The sequence below is a fragment of the Salegentibacter sp. T436 genome, from assembly GCF_001932675.1.
GTDB lineage: Bacteria > Bacteroidota > Bacteroidia > Flavobacteriales > Flavobacteriaceae > Salegentibacter > Salegentibacter agarivorans.
Map to the genome: position 1 here is coordinate 2383534 of NZ_CP012872.1, position 18195 is coordinate 2401728.

Below are 18195 nucleotides of genomic sequence, written 5' to 3' on the forward strand. Positions count from 1 at the left end.
AAGCTAGGTTTTTAATTAGCTTAGAACCTGAAACAAGTTCAGGTTGACCTTATATCAAAATTATAGACTTCAAAGGTTTTAAAACCTGTGAAGTCTGGGATTCAACTCTACAAAATAAACTTTGTGAAATACTCCAAAATACCAGTTGCCAGATCTATTGTAGCCCTTTGTGTGGCTAAAAATATAAATCACGTGGTGATTTCTCCAGGTTCAAGAAATGCGCCTCTAACCATAGGTTTTACCCACCATCCCGAAATTAAACCTTACAGTATTGTAGATGAACGCTGTGCGGCTTTTTATGCGTTAGGAATGGCGCAGCAATTACAAAAACCGGTGGCGCTGGTTTGTACCTCTGGCTCTGCATTGTTAAATTATTATCCTGCAATTGCCGAAGCTTTTTATAGTGATATTCCTTTAGTGATTATTTCTGCAGATAGACCTATTGAACGTATAGATATTGGCGACGGACAAACAATTAGACAAAAAAACGTATTTGAAAACCATATTTTATATTCGGCTAATTTACATTCAGAATTAGTTTTAGATTCTGAAGCAACCGATAAAAAGCTGCAGCAAAAACAATTTGAATCGCAGAAACATAATGAGCGGGAAGTCAATTTGGCGCTAAATAAAGCGATAGAAGAGAAGGGGCCGGTTCATATAAATGTGCCATTTTACGAGCCTTTGTACGATTTGGTAGAAAATGTTGAGGTAAATCCTATCCAGATTTTGCCAGAAATTAAAGAACGAACCTATACCGCAAGTCAATTAGGCGGTTATGCCGAACTTTGGAACAAAGCAAAGCGAAAAATGGTGATCGTAGGCGTTACACAGCCCAATATTGTTGAACAGCAATATTTGGAAAAACTGGCCAAAGATGATTCGGTTATTGTATTGACGGAAACTACCTCCAATTTAAATCATCCCGAATTTTTTACTAGAATTGATACCCTTATTGGTCCTATTGAGAAAGATGAAAACAGGGAAGAATTATTCAAAACGCTTCAGCCTGAAATTTTACTAACTTTTGGCGGAATGATTGTTTCTAAAAAAATAAAAGCATTTTTAAGAAATAACCAGCCACAGCAACACTGGCATATTGATCCAAAAAAAGCCTATAACACATTTTTTTGCTTAAATAAACATTTTGAAACCACCGTAAATTCATTTTTCACCCATTTCTTTCCGTTAACTAAACAGGTAGAAAGTGATTATGGTAGATTTTGGAAACAAGTTAAGAGCAAACGCCAGGTTCGGCACGAGGAGTATATGGATGAGATTCCGTATTCAGATCTTAAAGCGATGCAGGAAATTGTGCCAACTATTCCCGAAAATTATATTGTTCATCTTGGCAACAGTTCTACGATTCGTTATGCGCAACTATTTAAATGGAAAGAAAGCTTGCGTATTTTTTGCAATCGAGGTACCAGCGGGATAGATGGGAGTATTTCTACCGCAGTTGGGGCTGCTTGTTTAAATGCTGAGCCCACCTTAATGATTGCAGGCGATTTGAGTTTTTTCTACGATAGCAATGCGCTGTGGAATAATTATATTCCGAAGAATTTTAGGATAATTATTCTAAATAATAACGGCGGCGGAATTTTTAGGATACTCCCCGGAAATAAGAATACAGAGAATTTTGAGACTTATTTTGAAACCACCCACCAGCTTCAGGCAAAATCTTTAAGCGAAATGTACGGTTTTGAATATGCTGTTGCTAAAACTTCCGAAGAGATAAATAAGGAATTGACTGGATTTTTCAGCAATTCAGATAAGCCCAAAATTCTGGAAATTTTTACACCAAGAAAAATTAACGATGAAGTACTGTTGGAATACTTCAATTTTATGAAATCTTAAGAATTTAAATTGGTAGATAAACACTCATTTAAGTAACTTGTTGAAAAATAAACCAAAATTCTTAATTATGAGTACAAAAACCGATGAAAAAGTAGGTAAATACATCCAGGATGTAAAAGACAAAACGGGCGATGAACCCGATGTTGGTTTGCTTAGAAAAGTAACCGAATCTTGTGGCCCCAGTATTTTTAGGAGTGATGCAGAAACTGTTTCCAGTTCTTCAGAATCTGAAATGGAAACCGTAAAACGCAACTTCCTTATTAAAAAATTAGGACTTAAAGATGACGAAAAACTGGATGTAGGTTTAAATGCCGTAATGGAAAAATATGGGAAATCTAACAGAAATAAATATCGTGCAGTAGTCTATTATTTACTTACAAAACACTTTAAAAAAGAAAGCGTTTTTAAATAAAATAAATGGTCTAAAACTTATAAAATCCGTTTTTCAAAGGGGAAAAACGGATTTTCCTGTTTTATAGAAAAGCCGTAAAATATAAAGTATCTTTGCACTTCAAAATATAGATTATGCTTAGAATTGGCGAAAATCATACGCTTAATATTGTAAGAGAAACCGAACCGGGACTTTTCTTAACAGATGCTGAAGGAAATGAAGTTTTACTTCCAAATAAATATATACCCGAAACCTTTGAAATAGGTGAAGAGATAGAGGTTTTTGTTTACCTGGATCACGAAGAAAGACCAGTTGCCACAACGATAGAGCCATTGGTAAAGCTTGATGAATTCGCATTTTTAAAATGTGTAGAAACCACTGAATTTGGAGCTTTTTTAGACTGGGGACTGGAAAAACATTTATTTGTTCCGTTTAAAGAACAGGCATATCCAATGAAAAAAGGTGGCCGGTATCTTATTTTTTGCTATTTAGATGAAGAAACTGATCGTTTGGTAGCTTCAAGTAAAGTACATGCTTTTTTAGATAATTCAGAATTAACCATAGAGCCTTTTGAAGAGGTAGATCTTATAATTAGTAATAAAAGTGATTTAGGCTATAATGTAATTATCAATCAGTTGCATTTAGGTTTGATCTATCACGACGATGTTTTCCAGGAAATAAATGTTGGTGATGAAATGCGCGGATTTATCACTAAAACCCGTCCCGATGGGAAAATTGATGTGAGTTTACAAAGACCGGGTTATAGAAGTATTGAACCAAATGCTGAGTTAATCCTTGATAAATTAAAGAAAAATGAAGGTTATCTAAACCTTACCGATAAATCTTCTCCTGAAGCTATTCACAGTCAGTTAGGCATTAGCAAAAAGAGTTTTAAACGTGCTGCCGGAAACCTTTATAAACAAAGAAAAATAGATATTAAAGACGACGGCCTTTACTTAAAACAAGATTAGTAAAAGTAGCGGCCCCTGGGTGAGTAATATGGAGAACCATAAAACATTCTTCGCTGGGTTTGTCTGTGAAGTGCGTTTTGATAAATTCGCTGATTTTGGTAATAAGGATTCGAATTCAGTGCATCATTGTAAACTTCGTCATTATCCCTAATTCGGTAATTATTAGAAATTTCAAAAGCTTTTTTCTTTTGATTTGTTGTAGGTAAGGGAGTGCCAATATCTACAGTACGTTTTTTCATATTTCGTTGGCTTTCAAGAATACCAACCATATCTACACTGGCGCGTTTTCCATCATCTACATTTAAAAATTCGCCGCTGGGAAGATCAAAATCTCCTTTAAAGAATTGTTGTCCAAAACTAAGGTCACTCCAGGAAGGTTCTATACTGTAATTGCTAATTTCAAAATCGGCAACATCCCAATATTCCTGGGCGGAAACCGAAGTTATGTTGAATAAAAATAGACTAAGAAATAGCAAGCGAAATTTCATTTTTAGGGCTTTTGTCTTTAATATAGCAAAAACAATGCAAATCTATTTGCAGCGCAAATATATTAAGATAAATTGAAAAGCTTATTTTTGAATAAAATAAAGACCTATGAGTGAAATCAACTGGAAAACTGTAAAAGAATACGAAGATATAACTTATAAAAAATCGGGTGGCGTGGCGCGAATATCCTTTAACCGACCTGATGTTCGCAATGCGTTTAGACCTAAAACTACCTCAGAACTTTTAGATGCCTTTCACAATGCACACGAAGATACTGAAATTGGCTGCGTTTTACTTTCGGCCGAAGGTCCTTCTACTAAAGATGGGAAATGGGCATTTTGTAGCGGTGGCGATCAAAAAGCCCGTGGGCACCAGGGTTATGTAGGTGAAGATGGCTACCATAGATTGAATATTTTGGAAGTACAACGTCTAATCCGGTTTATGCCAAAGGCTGTAATTTGTGTAGTTCCCGGCTGGGCAGTAGGTGGCGGGCATAGTTTGCACGTAGTTTGCGATTTAACGCTTGCAAGTAAAGAACACGCTATTTTTAAACAAACCGATGCCGATGTAACGAGTTTTGATGCCGGTTATGGTTCAGCTTATTTAGCAAAAATGGTAGGGCAGAAGAAGGCACGGGAAATCTTTTTCCTCGGAAGAAATTATTCGGCACAGGAAGCTTACGAAATGGGAATGGTGAATGCGGTTATTCCGCACGATGAGCTGGAAGATACTGCTTACGAATGGGCGCAGGAAATTATGGCAAAATCACCAACTTCCATTAAAATGCTGAAATTCGCCATGAACATGACCGATGACGGAATGGTGGGCCAACAGGTTTTTGCAGGAGAAGTTACCAGACTTGCCTATATGACAGATGAAGCTAAAGAAGGCCGTGATGCTTTTCTGGAAAAAAGAAAACCAAATTTTGACAAAAAATGGATCCCGTAGCCAAGGACTTTAGTAACGAACAAATAGATTTAGCTTCCCTGCCCCAATATGAGCAGGTAGCTTTTTCTTCAGTTTCGTCTAAATATCTTATAAAAATGAATATTCAGACGGGCATTTTTATGCTCGTTCTGACTATTGCACTGGGAGTGTTTTGGTTTTTTCAGCTAAATTATGCTCAGTCGGGGATTATTTTTGGCTTTGTATTAGTCGCTTTTATATTTAGATTTTGGAATAATTATAAATTGCTTCAGAGTTTGGGATATGCGATTAGGGAAAAAGACATTATTTATAAAAGAGGGTTTGTTTTTAGTAAAATCACCGTAATTCCATTTAACCGAGTGCAGCACGCATCGATTTCACGAGGAATTTGGGATAAGCTTTTAGGAATTTCCAGCCTTAATATTTTTACTGCAGGTGGAGGCGCAAGCGATATTTCTATTCCCGGTTTAGAACCCGAAATGGCTGTGCAATTAAAAGAAGCTATTGCGGTTAAGATTTCTAATGATGAATCCTGAAGCCTACAGCAATCCCCAGCGCCAATCTATAGCCGGTATTCTTCTTATTTTTATTTCCAGCATTTATAAATTATTTAGATCTTTCTGGGCGGTGGTCGCGTATTTGTTGGTTAGTGGCCCCAGTAGAACGACTTTAATTTATATTGGTCTTGCATTGCTTTTTATTGGGTTCTTAGCCCTTATCTATAGCTACCTGTACTATCGCAAATTTATTTTTTATATCGATTATAAGCGGGAGGAATTTGTATTAGAAAAAGGGATTTTTTCTACCGAAAATACTGCGATTCCTTTTGATAAAATTCAGCAGGTTTATTTTAAACGTTCTATTCTTCAACGAATAATTAAGGTTTACAGCCTGGTAATAGAAACCGCCGGGAGTAATCTTAAAGAAGTTGAAATAAAAGCGGTTTCTGAAGAAGATGCCAATAAACTTTCAAAAATCTTATTAAAAGCGAAAGCTGAAAAAACCGAAGAAACTTCATTAGAAGAAGAATCTGAAAAAACAGAGGAAAACAAAGAGGTTTTTTGGACTCATAAAGTAGGGTTTCTCACGCTCCTTAAAATTGGGATTAGTACGAATTATTTACGCGGGCTTTCGTTAGTTTTTGCTTTTGTAATGACTATTTATAATAGGGTAAATACCTATTTTAAAGATCAGGTAGAAGATGTAGAGGTTTATTTTGATCAGTTTTCCGGGGTTTTACAATCTATCGGTTTTTTAGCGATCCTTTTTGTGTTGCTTTTACTTTTAAGTATTAGTATTACGATTATTGAAGTTTTTATCAAATATTATGGTTTGACTATTCAGCAGAATAGGGATAAAATGGAGGTGGAGATGGGGTTGAAAACCAATACCAAGGTTTCCCTGCAACCGAGACGGCTTCAGTTAATGCGAATTAAAACAAACCCGGTCCAGGAGCGTTTAAATCTTTATGAGGCCCAAATTTCTTTATCAAGTAGTGAAAATGAACTACGGAAGAATAAAATAAAGATTCCGGGTCTTGGAAAAGAAATTGTAGAAAAAATAAAATATTTTTTATATCCAGAATCTTCTAAATCTAGTTTCAGCACAACCTTTAGACCAGATAAATTATTATTATTCAGAAAAATTTCCCTGGCAATGTTACCGGTAGTTATTTTTCTTGCCTTCTGGTATTTTTTAGACTTTATAAACCTAAAATTAGGTGCTGTTTTAGCAATAGCGGGAGTATATACTATCGCAGCTTTAACTTTACAAATACTCGCTTTTAGAGCCCGTAAACTTATAATCACCGAAGAATTTCTACAGAAGAAAACCGGCTTTTGGAACAAAACCGAAGAAACCCTGGAATTATTTAAGATTCAATCTATAAGTGTAAAGCAGCCTATTTGGTACCGCAGAAAGAACCTGGTAAATGTAGTTTTTCATACCGCAGGTGGTGATCTTAAGTTTTATGCGGTGAATACTGGTATAATTCAATACGTAAATTATGTATTATATAAGGCAGAGGTTAGTTCGAAACACTGGATGTGAGAAGGTAAAAAGTGATAAAAATCCTTTTTTTTATAAAACTTTACGCAACCTTTAGCACATTTTTGCATCTTTTATGAAGACATTCAATAAATACTGTATGAAGATCTCAAATTTTTTCCTTTTTTTCCTAGTGCTTTTTTCTTGTTCTGAGAATGAAAATAATAATAGTGCAATTACTGGTGAGAGCGGGGTTAGTTATAATGAAAGTAAGAAGGTGTGGAGCGAGCTCAAGAATATTAACGGAAATTCTTATAGTTATACAATTAGTTTTATTTCCTGGAGCGGATTTGGTAACCGAACAATCATATCGGTAAAAGATGGTATTATTAGTAAAAGGGAATATCTTTATTATGAACAGACATATAGCGACGAGGGTGAAATGGTAGAAGTGGAAATTAAATCTTATACAGAAACCGGTGAGGAAATTGGTAGTAATTCTGAAGGTTTTGATCCTTTGCTCATAGATGAATTATATCAAACCTGTCTATCTGATTATTTAAATATTAATAAAGCAGATAACGAGATTTATTTTAATACAGATGAAGCCGGAATAATCTCCAATTGTGGTTTTGTTGAAACAGGCTGTGTAGATGATTGTTTTAGGGGCTTTAGAATCAGTGAATTTAATTGGCTGTAAATTTCCAGAACTCCTACTAACTGAAATATCAGAAAATCAAAAATCCCCAATCTAATTTTAGACTGGGGATTCTCATTTAAACAATTAACAAGATTTATCGTATCGCCGGATATTCCTCGGGGTTTACTTCATTAAAAATCGAATAAACCTTTTCAAAAATATCTTCTGCTGAAGGTTTACTAAAATAATCACCATCAGTCCCGTAAGCCGGGCGGTGTTCCTTAGCGGTTAGGGTTTGCGGTTTACTGTCCAGGTATCTCCAGGCGTTTTGTTCATTTAAAACCTTATCTAAAATAAATGCTGAAGCTCCTCCCGGAACATCCTCGTCTATAACTAGAAGTCGGTTGGTTTTTTCTACACTTTTTACAATGTCGTGATCTAAATCAAAAGGTAGTAGAGACTGTGCATCTATTACTTCTGCATTAATTCCATATTCGCTTAATTCTTCAGCAGTTTGGCAAACTATTCTTAAAGTAGAACCATAAGAAATTAAAGTGATATCACTACCTTCTCTTACCGTTTCAACCTTACCAATTGGTGTTCTAAGATCGGGTAAGTTACTCGGTTTTTTCTCTTTTAAACGGTAACCGTTTAAACATTCTACTAATAATGCAGGGGTATCCTGTTCCAGTAAAGTATTATAAAAACCTGCAGCCTTAGTCATATTTCTCGGTACTAAAACATACATACCGCGTACCAGGTTTAAAATTCCACCCATTTGTGAACCACTGTGCCAAATTCCTTCTAAACGGTGACCACGAGTTCTTATAATTAGTGGAGCTTTTTGTTTTCCTTTAGTACGGTATTGTAAGGTTGCCAAATCATCACTCATTCCCTGTAAGGCGTACATCACGTAGTCCAGGTATTGAATTTCGGCAATTGGTCTAAGACCTCTCATTGCCATTCCTATGCCCTGGCCAAGAATAGTGGCTTCGCGAATACCAACATCGGCTACCCGTAGTTTTCCATATTTTTTTTGAAGACCTTCCAGTCCCTGGTTTACATCGCCAATTTCACCCGCATCTTCACCAAAAATTAATGTTTCAGGAATATTACCAAAAATCTGGTCGAAGTTATCTCTTAAAATAATTCTTCCATCAACTTCAGCTGAATCCTCATCATATTCCGGTAAAACTTCAGAAAGAACTCCTTTATTTTCGATATATAAATGACTGTTATAATCATTCGCCATATCTTTCTCAAAATCTGTGAACCAATCCAGTAATTGGGATTTTTCTTCTGAATTTTCTTTTCTAACAGCTCTTAAAGTTTTTCTTGCAGCAACTGCAAGATCTTTTTTAAGCGGTTCTTTATTTGAGTTAAGATCTTTTGCCAGTTTAACTACACTCTCTTTTTCTTCGGTATTCTTTGCCAGTTTAGATAGTACCGCGAGTAACTCTTTTTGCTTTTCTTTTGTAGGCTGTAAATAGTTGTTCCAGGCTTTTTTCTTGCCTTCTCTAACTTTGCGCTTAATTTCTTTCTCAATATTTTGCAGCTCTTCATCTGTGCTAATATTGTTTTCAAGAATCCATTCTCTAAACTTTACATTACAGTCGTATTCACGTTCCCAGGAAAGGCGTTGTTCATTTTTGTAACGTTCGTGAGAACCAGAGGTAGAATGCCCTTGCGGCTGTGTAAGTTCTACCACGTGAATAAGTACCGGGCAATGTTCTTTTCTGGCTATTTTTTCGGCTTTTTCGTAGGCTTCAATTAGCGCTACATAATCCCAGCCATTCACTACGATTATTTCGTAGCCTTTTTCATCTTCATTTCTTTGGAAACCTTTTACGATTTCAGATATGTTTTCTTTTGTAGTTTGATGTTTCGCGTGTACCGAAATTCCATATTCGTCGTCCCATACGCTTAAAACCATAGGCACCTGCATAACGCCGGCAGCGTTTAGGGTTTCCCAAAAATGACCTTCACTGGTACTGGCGTTTCCAATAGTGCCCCAGGCAATTTCATTTCCATTTTCTGAAAATTTTTCAGATGGAATACCTGCTACGTTTCTATATATTTTAGAAGCCTGTGCGAGTCCCAAAAGTCTTGGCATTTGACCGGCGGTAGGAGAAATATCTGCACTGGAGTTTTTTTGTTCCATCAGGTTTTTCCAGCTACCGTCTTCATTAAGGCTGTGGGTGGTAAAGTGTCCTCCCATTTGTCTTCCGCCAGACATTGGTTCATTCTCCAGGTTAGAATCGGCATACAAACCGGAAAAGAATTGTTCTATGCTAAATTGATTAATGGCCATCATAAAAGTTTGATCACGATAGTAACCAGACCTAAAATCACCATTTTTAAAAGCCTTTGCCATTGCAAGCTGTGGCACTTCTTTTCCATCGCCAAAGATCCCGAATTTAGCCTTTCCGGTAAGCACTTCACGTCTTCCCAAGAGGCTGCATTCCCGGCTGGTAACGGCAATGTTGTAATCTGCCAGCACCTCGGCCTTGAAATCTTCAAATGAAATTGAATCTTTAGTTTTTGTTTCGCTTTGCATGAACGTAATTTATGAATAATAACAAATGTAACGAAAACTTAGATTGTACACAATTCATTAAAATCAAAATATTTTAAGAAAAGTATATTTTAAAGGATTTTTATTGTATTTACTCAAATGAAATATCAGTTTTAATAGTAAATACTGATTAATATGTAATTGAATTGAAGAATGCTAAGAATTACCTAAGCATTTAAATATTTGTTAATACCAGCGACGGGTAAATAACCTAATTAATGTATTTATATCTAAGGAAACAATAAATCTTATTTTCTGATCGTAATTTTCCTGGGCTACTTCCCAGCCTAAATTGGAATAAACAGGAAAGAAAACTTCAAAATAATCGTCTACTAAACTTAAGCGTACCCCAGAGTCGTATAAAAACCGCGCATTTTGGTGCTGATTTTTAACCAAACCTACATCGCCATATATAAAAAACCATTTGTATAGGTTAGTACTGGCATTTAAAGTAGTTAGCCATTGGTTGGCATATTCAGGCTGTAATTGAGATTTGAACCCGCCTTCTGCCACTATAATTTGCTGACTGAATAGACCGGAGCCCTGGCTTCTTCCGTAGTAATTATAATCAAAAAGATAATCTGTAGGGCGATCTAAGGCAAAACTAAAATAATCGGTTTCCATATTATCGCTATACAAAAATGTACCGGTAAATAAGCGAAGATTTATTTGCCGATTATTTCTAAATAGTTTTCGATATTCCAGGCTCATAGAAATTTTACTGAATTTTTCAGCCAGTTGAAAATCAAAAGAAGCACTGTAGTAATCTACTAAATGAGGCTTACTGTACCTGTAATTAATATTAAAAACATTGTAATTGGGTTCGTCTAAAGTTTTATCAGGATCGCTATCCCGCCTTACATTTACATTTCTAATTAGCAGATTTTGACGCTCATTATCCCGTAAATATTTATCTCTAAAAGAAAAACTTAAAAATGGAGTATATTTTTCATAGAAGAGATCGTAGCCATATGAATAGCGCGTGCCTCCAATACCGTAAGAAATTTTGTAGAGTTCCTTATTTTCAAACTGGTGGGTATTGCTAAAAGAGGCCGATCCAACTATGGTTTCACTATTAAAACCATATTTAGGTGAAATATTAAAATTGAAGGTTTTAGAAAGTACTGTTTTATTATACAATTTGGGCCCAATAGAAATACCATCGTAGAGGTTATAATTAAATTCTGGCATAAAAAACAACTGGTTATACCGGGGGTCTTCTATATCCTGAAGTAATCTAAACTGAAGCGGTTTATTAAAGAGTTTAGTCACCGCTTTATAATTATCCCGTTGATTGAATTCCGGAATATTTTGTTCGTAATTTAATGCGAGCCTGTCTACACCCTGCCTTGGGATTTCAACTGTTTTGGTTTTATCTATATTATCTACCCATTTTTTAAAGATTACTTCTCCATCTTTTAAACCATATAAAGAAATAGGAAAATTGGTATTTCTTTTATTTTTAATGGTTACCCGCAGCGAATCTTTTGTTTTATTTAGTCTTTGAATGGTAAAATCTATTTTTTTATTGGAGTCTACATAATCCTGGAAAAACCACGAAATATCTTTTGTTGCATGGCTTTTTAAGCTCTGCTCAAAATCTTTTGCAGTACTGGGACGCATATTATTTTCCTGGTAGAAATCTTTAACAGCTTCTTTTATTTTATCATTTTCCAGGTAATCTTCAAGATATTTTAAGCCCACTCCTGCTTTATAGGCATTAGCAATATTTTTATTGAATTTAACCAGGGAATCCTGCGCGGTTCTAAGCGGTTGGTCTAAATTCATTCTTGCCATATTCATATAAAGAAACTGGTACTGGTCGTTAAATTCCAGGTCTGCTGCGTGAAACCATCGTATACCAATAATATTACTTAGGTTTCCTAAAAGTTTCATATTAGGATAATACTCATTTACATAATCTATCATTAAAGAAACCAGGATGGCATCATGAACCCATTGTTCTTTCCGCGGATTAATGTGCACCGAATTTTTTAGCAAATAATTAGTAATGGTTTTAAACTGCTTAATATCGTATTGAAAACCATCTGGAAAAGGACGAATAAAGCCAGGTAATTGGTTTAAACCATAAATAGGACTTATTAAATAATCGTCCCGTGTTACAAAAATGTTTTGATGAGGATATTCCCCAAGTCTTTTGTTATAGTATTTTAAAATACGATTTAATAAAATTCTTTTTATTTCAGGCTGAAGTTCATCATCATCTACATTTGTAAATATTTCGTGATCTTCGGTTCTAATAGACTCAAAAATGAAAGAGTTGGTTAGGTATAATTTAGTGTCTAATTGATCTTTCCCTGAAAGTTTTACGGTTTTTGAGCCATTACTCGTACTAACACCTTCAAAATCCAGCGCCGAGCCTACATAGTATTTAGGTGGAGTGGTAAGGGTAATTTCAACATCATGCATTGCATTATATTGATCGCCTAAATCTTTATGGCTGTAAACTTCCCAATTTCCGTTTTTGTAAACGCCAGGAGTAATATACCAATACCGGAGTTTATAATTATTATTTGAATCTACCCCGTAACGAGTAAATTTATCTATAGGAATCCTTACCTGGTAATCTAAATTAATGGTGATACTATTACCGGGTAGTAAAGGTTTATAAAGTTTAACTCTAATAAGGTCCTGGGCCAGGTATGGGCGTTCCCAAATTAAGGCTTCATCTTCGGTATTGGTGAGTTTATTAATATAGGTAGCACCTCGCTCTTCATTTTTAGCAAACCTGAAGCGTCTCGCAAATTCTTCGGCAAAACGTTTTGCAAGGGGAGTGTCTTTTGCACTAAAGGCATTTGCCCAATCGTTAAGATAAATTTGGGTAAGAGTATCGTTACTGGAGTTAGTATACACCAATTCCTGCTCTATGGTAAAAGTATGTGTACTATCGTTTAAGTGAGCTTGTAAGGAGATGGAGTTTTGTGCAAAACCCCATCCAATTCCCACAAAAAAAAATAAATAAAACAGATAAAATCTCAATGGGAATATATTTAACGTAACACAGAATTCGAGCTAAATATAATCAAAGTTTTTTTCCCTTCTTAAGATTTGATTAAAAGTTAGGGCTAAGATTATATTCCCCGTAGAATTCGTTTAGAATTTCAATAACTTCATCTTCGGTATCTACAACCTGAACAAGATCCATATCTGGAGCGCTAATGTTTTGAAAGGTATCTAAAAGTGTTTTTTGAACCCAGTCTACAAGACCTCCCCAAAAATCCCTTCCTACTAAAATAATAGGGAATTTATCTATTTTATGGGTTTGAATAAGGGTGATGGCTTCAAAAAGTTCGTCTAAAGTTCCAAAACCGCCCGGCATAACTACAAATCCCTGTGAATATTTTACAAACATTACTTTTCTAACAAAAAAGTAATCAAAATCCAGGCTTTTATCATTATCAATATATGGGTTGTCGTGTTGCTCGAAAGGTAAATCTATATTTAATCCTACAGAAGTTCCGCCTCCAAGATGAGCACCTTTATTACCGGCTTCCATAATTCCCGGGCCACCACCGGTAATTACGCCGTAGCCGTTTTCAACGATTTTTTTTGATATTTTTTCAGCTAGTTTATAATACTTTTGATCTGGTTTGGTTCTGGCTGAACCAAAAATTGAAACACAGGGACCAATTTGACTTAGCTTTTCGTAGCCATTTACAAATTCGCCCATTATTTTAAATATGGCCCATGAATCGTTTGTTTTAATTTCGTTCCAGGCTTTATTTTTAAGATTTTTATTCATATTATAATTAATATAGTTAGTGTAATTCTTTTTTAAGGAAACCGGCAGTATAACTCTTTTTTGATTTGGCCACTTCTTCTGGGGTGCCTTTAGCGATAACTTTTCCGCCATTTTTTCCGCCTTCGGGACCAATATCAATTATATAATCGGCCATTTTTATTACATCCATATTATGTTCTATAATAAGTACGGTGTTTCCTTTATTTGTTAATTCGTTTAAAACATCCATTAATACCCGAATATCTTCGAAGTGCAAACCGGTGGTTGGCTCGTCTAAAATATAAAAAGTATTTCCTGTATCACGTTTTGAAAGTTCTGTAGCAAGTTTAATTCGCTGGGCCTCCCCTCCAGATAGCGTGGTACTTTGTTGGCCAAGCGTGATATACCCTAAACCAACATCTTTTATGGTTTTTAATTTTCTATATATTTTGGGAATTGGTTCGAAGAAAGTGGTTGCATCATTGATGGTCATTTCTAAAACATCAGCAATCGACTTTCCCTTGTACCTAATTTCCAGAGTTTCTCGATTGAAGCGTTTTCCCTGGCAGGTTTCACATTCTACGTAAACGTCCGGAAGGAAATTCATTTCAATAACACGTAATCCACCACCTCTACAAGTTTCGCATCTGCCGCCTTTTACGTTAAAGCTAAATCTTCCGGGTTTATAACCACGAATTAGCGACTCGGGGGTTTTTGCAAAAAGACTCCTAATTTCTGAAAATACGCCAGTATACGTAGCTGGGTTAGATCTTGGAGTTCTACCAATTGGTGTCTGGTTAATATCAATTACTTTATCGGCATTATCAAGACCTTTAATGCTTTTATATGGTTTTGGTTCTTTTACGCCATTAAAATAATGGGCATTCATAATAGGATAAAGCGTCTCGTTGATAAGCGTAGATTTTCCACTTCCCGAAACTCCCGTAACCGCAATCATTTGCCCTAAAGGAATTTTAATAGAAACATTTTTAAGGTTGTTTCCGGTTGCTCCTTTTAGTTCTATATGCTTTCCATTTCCCTTTCTTCTTTCTTTAGGAACTGAAATTTCTTTGGTTCCGTTTAGATAGGAAGCAGTAAGCGTATCGTGTTTTAATAATTCTGAAGGCGGGCCTTCACTTATAATTTCACCACCGTGTTTTCCGGCTCTGGGCCCAATATCAATCACATAATCGGCGCGTTCTATCATATCTTTATCGTGTTCTACCACAATCACAGAATTGCCAATATCCCTTAGAGAAATAAGTGAATTAATAAGTTTTTCGTTATCACGCTGATGTAAACCAATACTAGGTTCATCTAAAATATAAAGAACACCTACTAATTGGGAACCAATTTGTGTAGCCAGTCTAATTCTTTGTGCTTCTCCGCCAGAAAGCGATTTAGAACCGCGGTTAAGGGAAAGATAGGTAAGCCCAACGTCTACCAGAAAACCAATTCTCGTTCTAATTTCTTTAATAACTTCAGCAGCAATTTTGTTTTGTTTTTCGCTTAGCTTTTTCTCTAACCCAACAAACCATTTAGCCAAATCTTCAATATCCATTAAAGAAAGTTCGGCTATATTTTTATCGTTAATTCTAAAATAAAGCGATTCTTTTTTGAGTCGACTGCCTTCACAAACGGGACATTCAACTTTATCCATATATTCTTTGGCCCAGCGTCTTAAAGAAGTAGAATCGTTATTATTAAAAGTAGTTTCAATAAAAGTTGCTACGCCTTCAAAATTAATCTTAAACTCCCGGTTTACACCAAGGCTTTTAGATTCTTTGGTAAAAGTCTCTTTGCCCCCGTAAAGTATAAACTTCATTGCGGCATCTGGTATTTTAGAAACAGGATCCGTAAGTTTAAAGTCCCAGCGCTCAGCAATTAATTCCAGCTGAGAAAAAACCCAGTTCTTTTTTTGCGGACCGTGAGGAGCCAGTGCTCCATTTTTGATCGACTTAGAATTATCTGGAATAATTTTATCAATATTCACCTGGTATAAAGTGCCAATCCCGTTACAGCTTGGGCAGGCACCTTTAGGCGAATTAAAGGAAAAAGTATTGGGCTCAGGATTAGGATAAGAAATTCCCGTTGTGGGGCACATTAAATTCCTGCTAAAATACCGAACATTTTCAGTTTCCTGGTCTAAAATAATTAGCGTATCACTACCATGATACATCGCGGTTTTTATACTTTCGTCCAGGCGCTTTTGTGCATCGGTCTTATCATCAATTTTTAAGCGATCTATTACAATCTCTATATCGTGGGTTTTGTACCGGTCCAGTTTCATTCCTTTTACCAGGTCCCTAACTTCACCATTTACCCTTGCTTTAAGAAATCCCTGCTTGGCTATTTGCTCAAATAATTCACGGTAATGCCCTTTTCTGGATTTCACCACGGGAGCCAAAACACTTACTTTTTTCCCTTTAAAATCTTTTAAAATAAGATCTTTTATTTGGCTATCGGTATAGCTAACCATTTTCTCCCCGGTCTTATAACTATAAGCTTCACCGGCACGCGCGTAGAGTAAGCGTAGGAAATCGTAAATCTCTGTAATAGTCCCAACCGTACTTCGCGGATTTTTACTGGTGGTTTTTTGTTCTATAGCAATAACAGGGGAGAGACCTTCAATTTTATCTACATCGGGACGCTCCAGACCACCCAAAAATTGGCGGGCATAAGCAGAGAAGGTTTCAATATACCGCCGCTGGCCTTCGGCATAAATCGTATCAAAAGCCAGGGAAGACTTCCCGGATCCCGAAAGACCGGTAATCACAACCAGTTTCTCTCTGGGAATATTAACATCTATATTTTTAAGATTATGGACGCGAGCCCCTAATACCTCTATAAATTCTTCGGTTTTAGCCATATTTTTTATCAAGGGGGCAAAGGTACTTAAAGTGTTGCTAACTAAAAAGAAAGGAAGTTTCTGGGAGTGTTAATTATGGTTTAAAGTTTTTTAAAGAGGAATTAGCAATAAAATTTTAGCGTGGTTAAGGTGGTGAAAAAACAAATTTTTAGAAACATAAAATTTATCGGCTATAATGCTCCTTTTATCCTTTGTTTATTCTGTTGATTGTCAGTATAATATTACTTTATTTTTTTGCATAAAATAAGGTTAATCCCCTATATTTGAGATACCAAATCTTCATGAAATTTTTTTTCATCCCCCCAGAAAAGTATTAAACCTACAAGTAGGTAGTTTTTAGCCCCATCAGTTTTGCCCCGTTATTTTTAACCCCCCCCACGTAAGATTTAAAACATCCAGACCCTTCTATTGTTATGTTTTAAATCTATCAATTTAATTTTTTGTGGACCTACTCCACAGTTTTTACTAACTGGCTAAATAGCCGCAAAATTGATGTATTATGATAACAGAAAAAAAGCAGTTGTTGCTTATAACCAACAAACAAAGTATGGTAGACTGTGTTCAGGAGGGTGTTAGTATGCAATTTGAAGTAGCTCACGCAAACTCTTTGCATACTGGCTTTAACATGGCACTTAATTTATTACCCGATATAATCTTATTAGATTATTCTTCCTTTAGATCGGGTAGGAATTTTAAGAATATCGCCAATTTTAAATCAAATCATTTTCTTACTAAAGCCTGGCTGGTTGTTTATGCCGAAGAACGATATAGGGCCGAAGCTGAAAGTAGATTTAGAAAAGTAGTAGATGAGTTTATATACTCTCCTACTATAGAGGCACTTTGCGGGAAGATTGTAAAACTGGTATATAGCAACCGTTCACTTTCCAATTATTGGAAAGACGCTTTTATGGGAATGTTTAATATTATTTCCCAACCGGTAGTGCTACTGGATCAAAATGAAATTGTAGCGATGAACGATGCTTTTAAGCAAAGTTTTGATGTGAAAGAGAAAAAGGGTTTAAAACTTACCGATTTCGTGAAATGCGAAAATGTACAAAAGGTTAAAGATAGTTTAAGAAATTTTGCCCGCGGTAAACATATAAAGGCAGCCACTAAGACTGCCTTACTATTAAGGAATGATAAGGTGAGAAATGCCCGTATTAATTTTTCTAAGTTAAACAGGAATTTTGGGCATCAATTTGTCATGTTTATTGATCTTATGGAAGAAAGCGAAGTGATTAATGACCGAATAGGCACTGCTTCTGAAGAAGTAGAAAATTGCTTCAAACAAAATAGCCAGCTCACCGATTTTAAATTCACTAATAGAGAGAAGGAAATTATTGAATTACTTATTAAAGGCTATAAAACCAAAGATATATCTGAAGCGTTGTTTATCTCCCCAAAAACAATAGAAAAACATCGTTCTAATATTATAAAGAGAACCAACTCTGATACTATCCTGGAGAGCATAATATATGCGATAAATCATAAGCTTATAGATTATCAAAAAGTCTAAAAATTAGACTTTTCGGTAAAATAGGGGAGAAAACCCCTATAGCATGATAGGAAAGAATTAGACTACATTTATCATATGAATTACTAGTCACCCCACTTCACTAGTATTTACCTCAGCCTATTTTTTTTGAGCCCCCCAACAAGTAGTATTGATATATCAAGATGCTCTTTACAGAGTCATATTTATATATATTGTTTTAACCATTCTAAATATTTATTAACCAAAACTTTAGTGT

13 protein-coding genes are annotated in these 18195 nt (G+C 35.6%); 8 read left to right on the plus strand and 5 right to left on the minus strand.

Annotation, left to right across the window (positions count from 1 at the left end):
• The first annotated feature begins 123 nt into the window (after positions 1-123).
• The 3 genes from menD to AO058_RS10485 all read left to right on the plus strand — a co-directional run bounded on the left by menD (position 124) and on the right by AO058_RS10485 (position 3219).
• The gene (gene menD, locus AO058_RS10475) at positions 124-1857 is read left to right on the plus strand and encodes a 2-succinyl-5-enolpyruvyl-6-hydroxy-3-cyclohexene-1-carboxylic-acid synthase (protein ID WP_075327948.1); all 1734 of its coding nucleotides are present in this window, start codon (positions 124-126) and stop codon (positions 1855-1857) included.
• 67 nt (positions 1858-1924) lie between these two features.
• Positions 1925-2269: a DUF2853 family protein gene (locus AO058_RS10480; protein WP_075326466.1), complete on the plus strand. Its 345-nt coding sequence runs from the start codon at positions 1925-1927 to the stop codon at positions 2267-2269.
• A gap of 113 nt (positions 2270-2382) precedes the next feature.
• Positions 2383-3219 carry a CvfB family protein gene (locus AO058_RS10485; RefSeq protein WP_075326468.1) on the plus strand — a complete coding sequence of 279 codons (837 nt, stop codon included), beginning with the start codon at positions 2383-2385 and terminating at the stop codon, positions 3217-3219.
• Here AO058_RS10485 and AO058_RS10490 read toward each other — a convergent pair.
• Positions 3216-3707: a hypothetical protein gene (locus tag AO058_RS10490; protein WP_075326470.1), complete on the minus strand. Its 492-nt coding sequence runs from the start codon at positions 3705-3707 to the stop codon at positions 3216-3218. The genes AO058_RS10485 and AO058_RS10490 overlap by 4 nt on opposite strands.
• A 106-nt stretch (positions 3708-3813) precedes the next feature.
• On the opposite strand from AO058_RS10490, the gene AO058_RS10495 reads away from it, so the two are divergent.
• The 4 genes from AO058_RS10495 to AO058_RS10510 all read left to right on the plus strand — a co-directional run bounded on the left by AO058_RS10495 (position 3814) and on the right by AO058_RS10510 (position 7318).
• Positions 3814-4653, plus strand: a complete 840-nt coding sequence (locus AO058_RS10495; RefSeq protein ID WP_075326471.1) for a 1,4-dihydroxy-2-naphthoyl-CoA synthase — start codon at positions 3814-3816, stop codon at positions 4651-4653.
• Positions 4641-5168, plus strand: a complete 528-nt coding sequence (locus tag AO058_RS10500) for a PH domain-containing protein (protein ID WP_075326473.1) — start codon at positions 4641-4643, stop codon at positions 5166-5168. The genes AO058_RS10495 and AO058_RS10500 overlap by 13 nt, the downstream gene beginning before the upstream one ends.
• Positions 5137-6681 (plus strand): PH domain-containing protein, encoded by a 1545-nt coding sequence (locus AO058_RS10505; protein ID WP_156858139.1) that lies wholly within the window; start codon positions 5137-5139, stop codon positions 6679-6681. The genes AO058_RS10500 and AO058_RS10505 overlap by 32 nt, the downstream gene beginning before the upstream one ends.
• Before the next feature lie 97 nt (positions 6682-6778).
• Positions 6779-7318: a hypothetical protein gene (locus tag AO058_RS10510; RefSeq protein WP_075326477.1), complete on the plus strand. Its 540-nt coding sequence runs from the start codon at positions 6779-6781 to the stop codon at positions 7316-7318.
• 94 nt (positions 7319-7412) lie between these two features.
• Here the strand turns inward: AO058_RS10510 and AO058_RS10515 are convergent, their stop codons facing one another.
• The 4 genes from AO058_RS10515 to uvrA form a co-directional block, all read right to left on the minus strand.
• Positions 7413-9815 (minus strand): alpha-ketoacid dehydrogenase subunit alpha/beta, encoded by a 2403-nt coding sequence (locus AO058_RS10515; RefSeq protein ID WP_075326478.1) that lies wholly within the window; start codon positions 9813-9815, stop codon positions 7413-7415.
• Between the two features lie 204 nt (positions 9816-10019).
• The gene (locus AO058_RS10520) at positions 10020-12833 is read right to left on the minus strand and encodes a metalloprotease (protein WP_075326480.1); all 2814 of its coding nucleotides are present in this window, start codon (positions 12831-12833) and stop codon (positions 10020-10022) included.
• A 73-nt stretch (positions 12834-12906) separates the two neighbouring features.
• Entirely contained in the window at positions 12907-13596 is a 690-nt protein-coding gene (locus AO058_RS10525) for a TIGR00730 family Rossman fold protein (protein ID WP_075326482.1), read from the minus strand.
• Between the two features lie 16 nt (positions 13597-13612).
• Entirely contained in the window at positions 13613-16444 is a 2832-nt protein-coding gene (gene uvrA, locus AO058_RS10530) for an excinuclease ABC subunit UvrA (protein WP_075326483.1), read from the minus strand.
• Between the two features lie 499 nt (positions 16445-16943).
• Between uvrA and AO058_RS10535 the strand changes: the two genes are divergently transcribed.
• Positions 16944-17960, plus strand: a complete 1017-nt coding sequence (locus AO058_RS10535) for a helix-turn-helix transcriptional regulator (RefSeq protein WP_075326485.1) — start codon at positions 16944-16946, stop codon at positions 17958-17960.
• Positions 17961-18195: the final 235 nt, after the last annotated feature.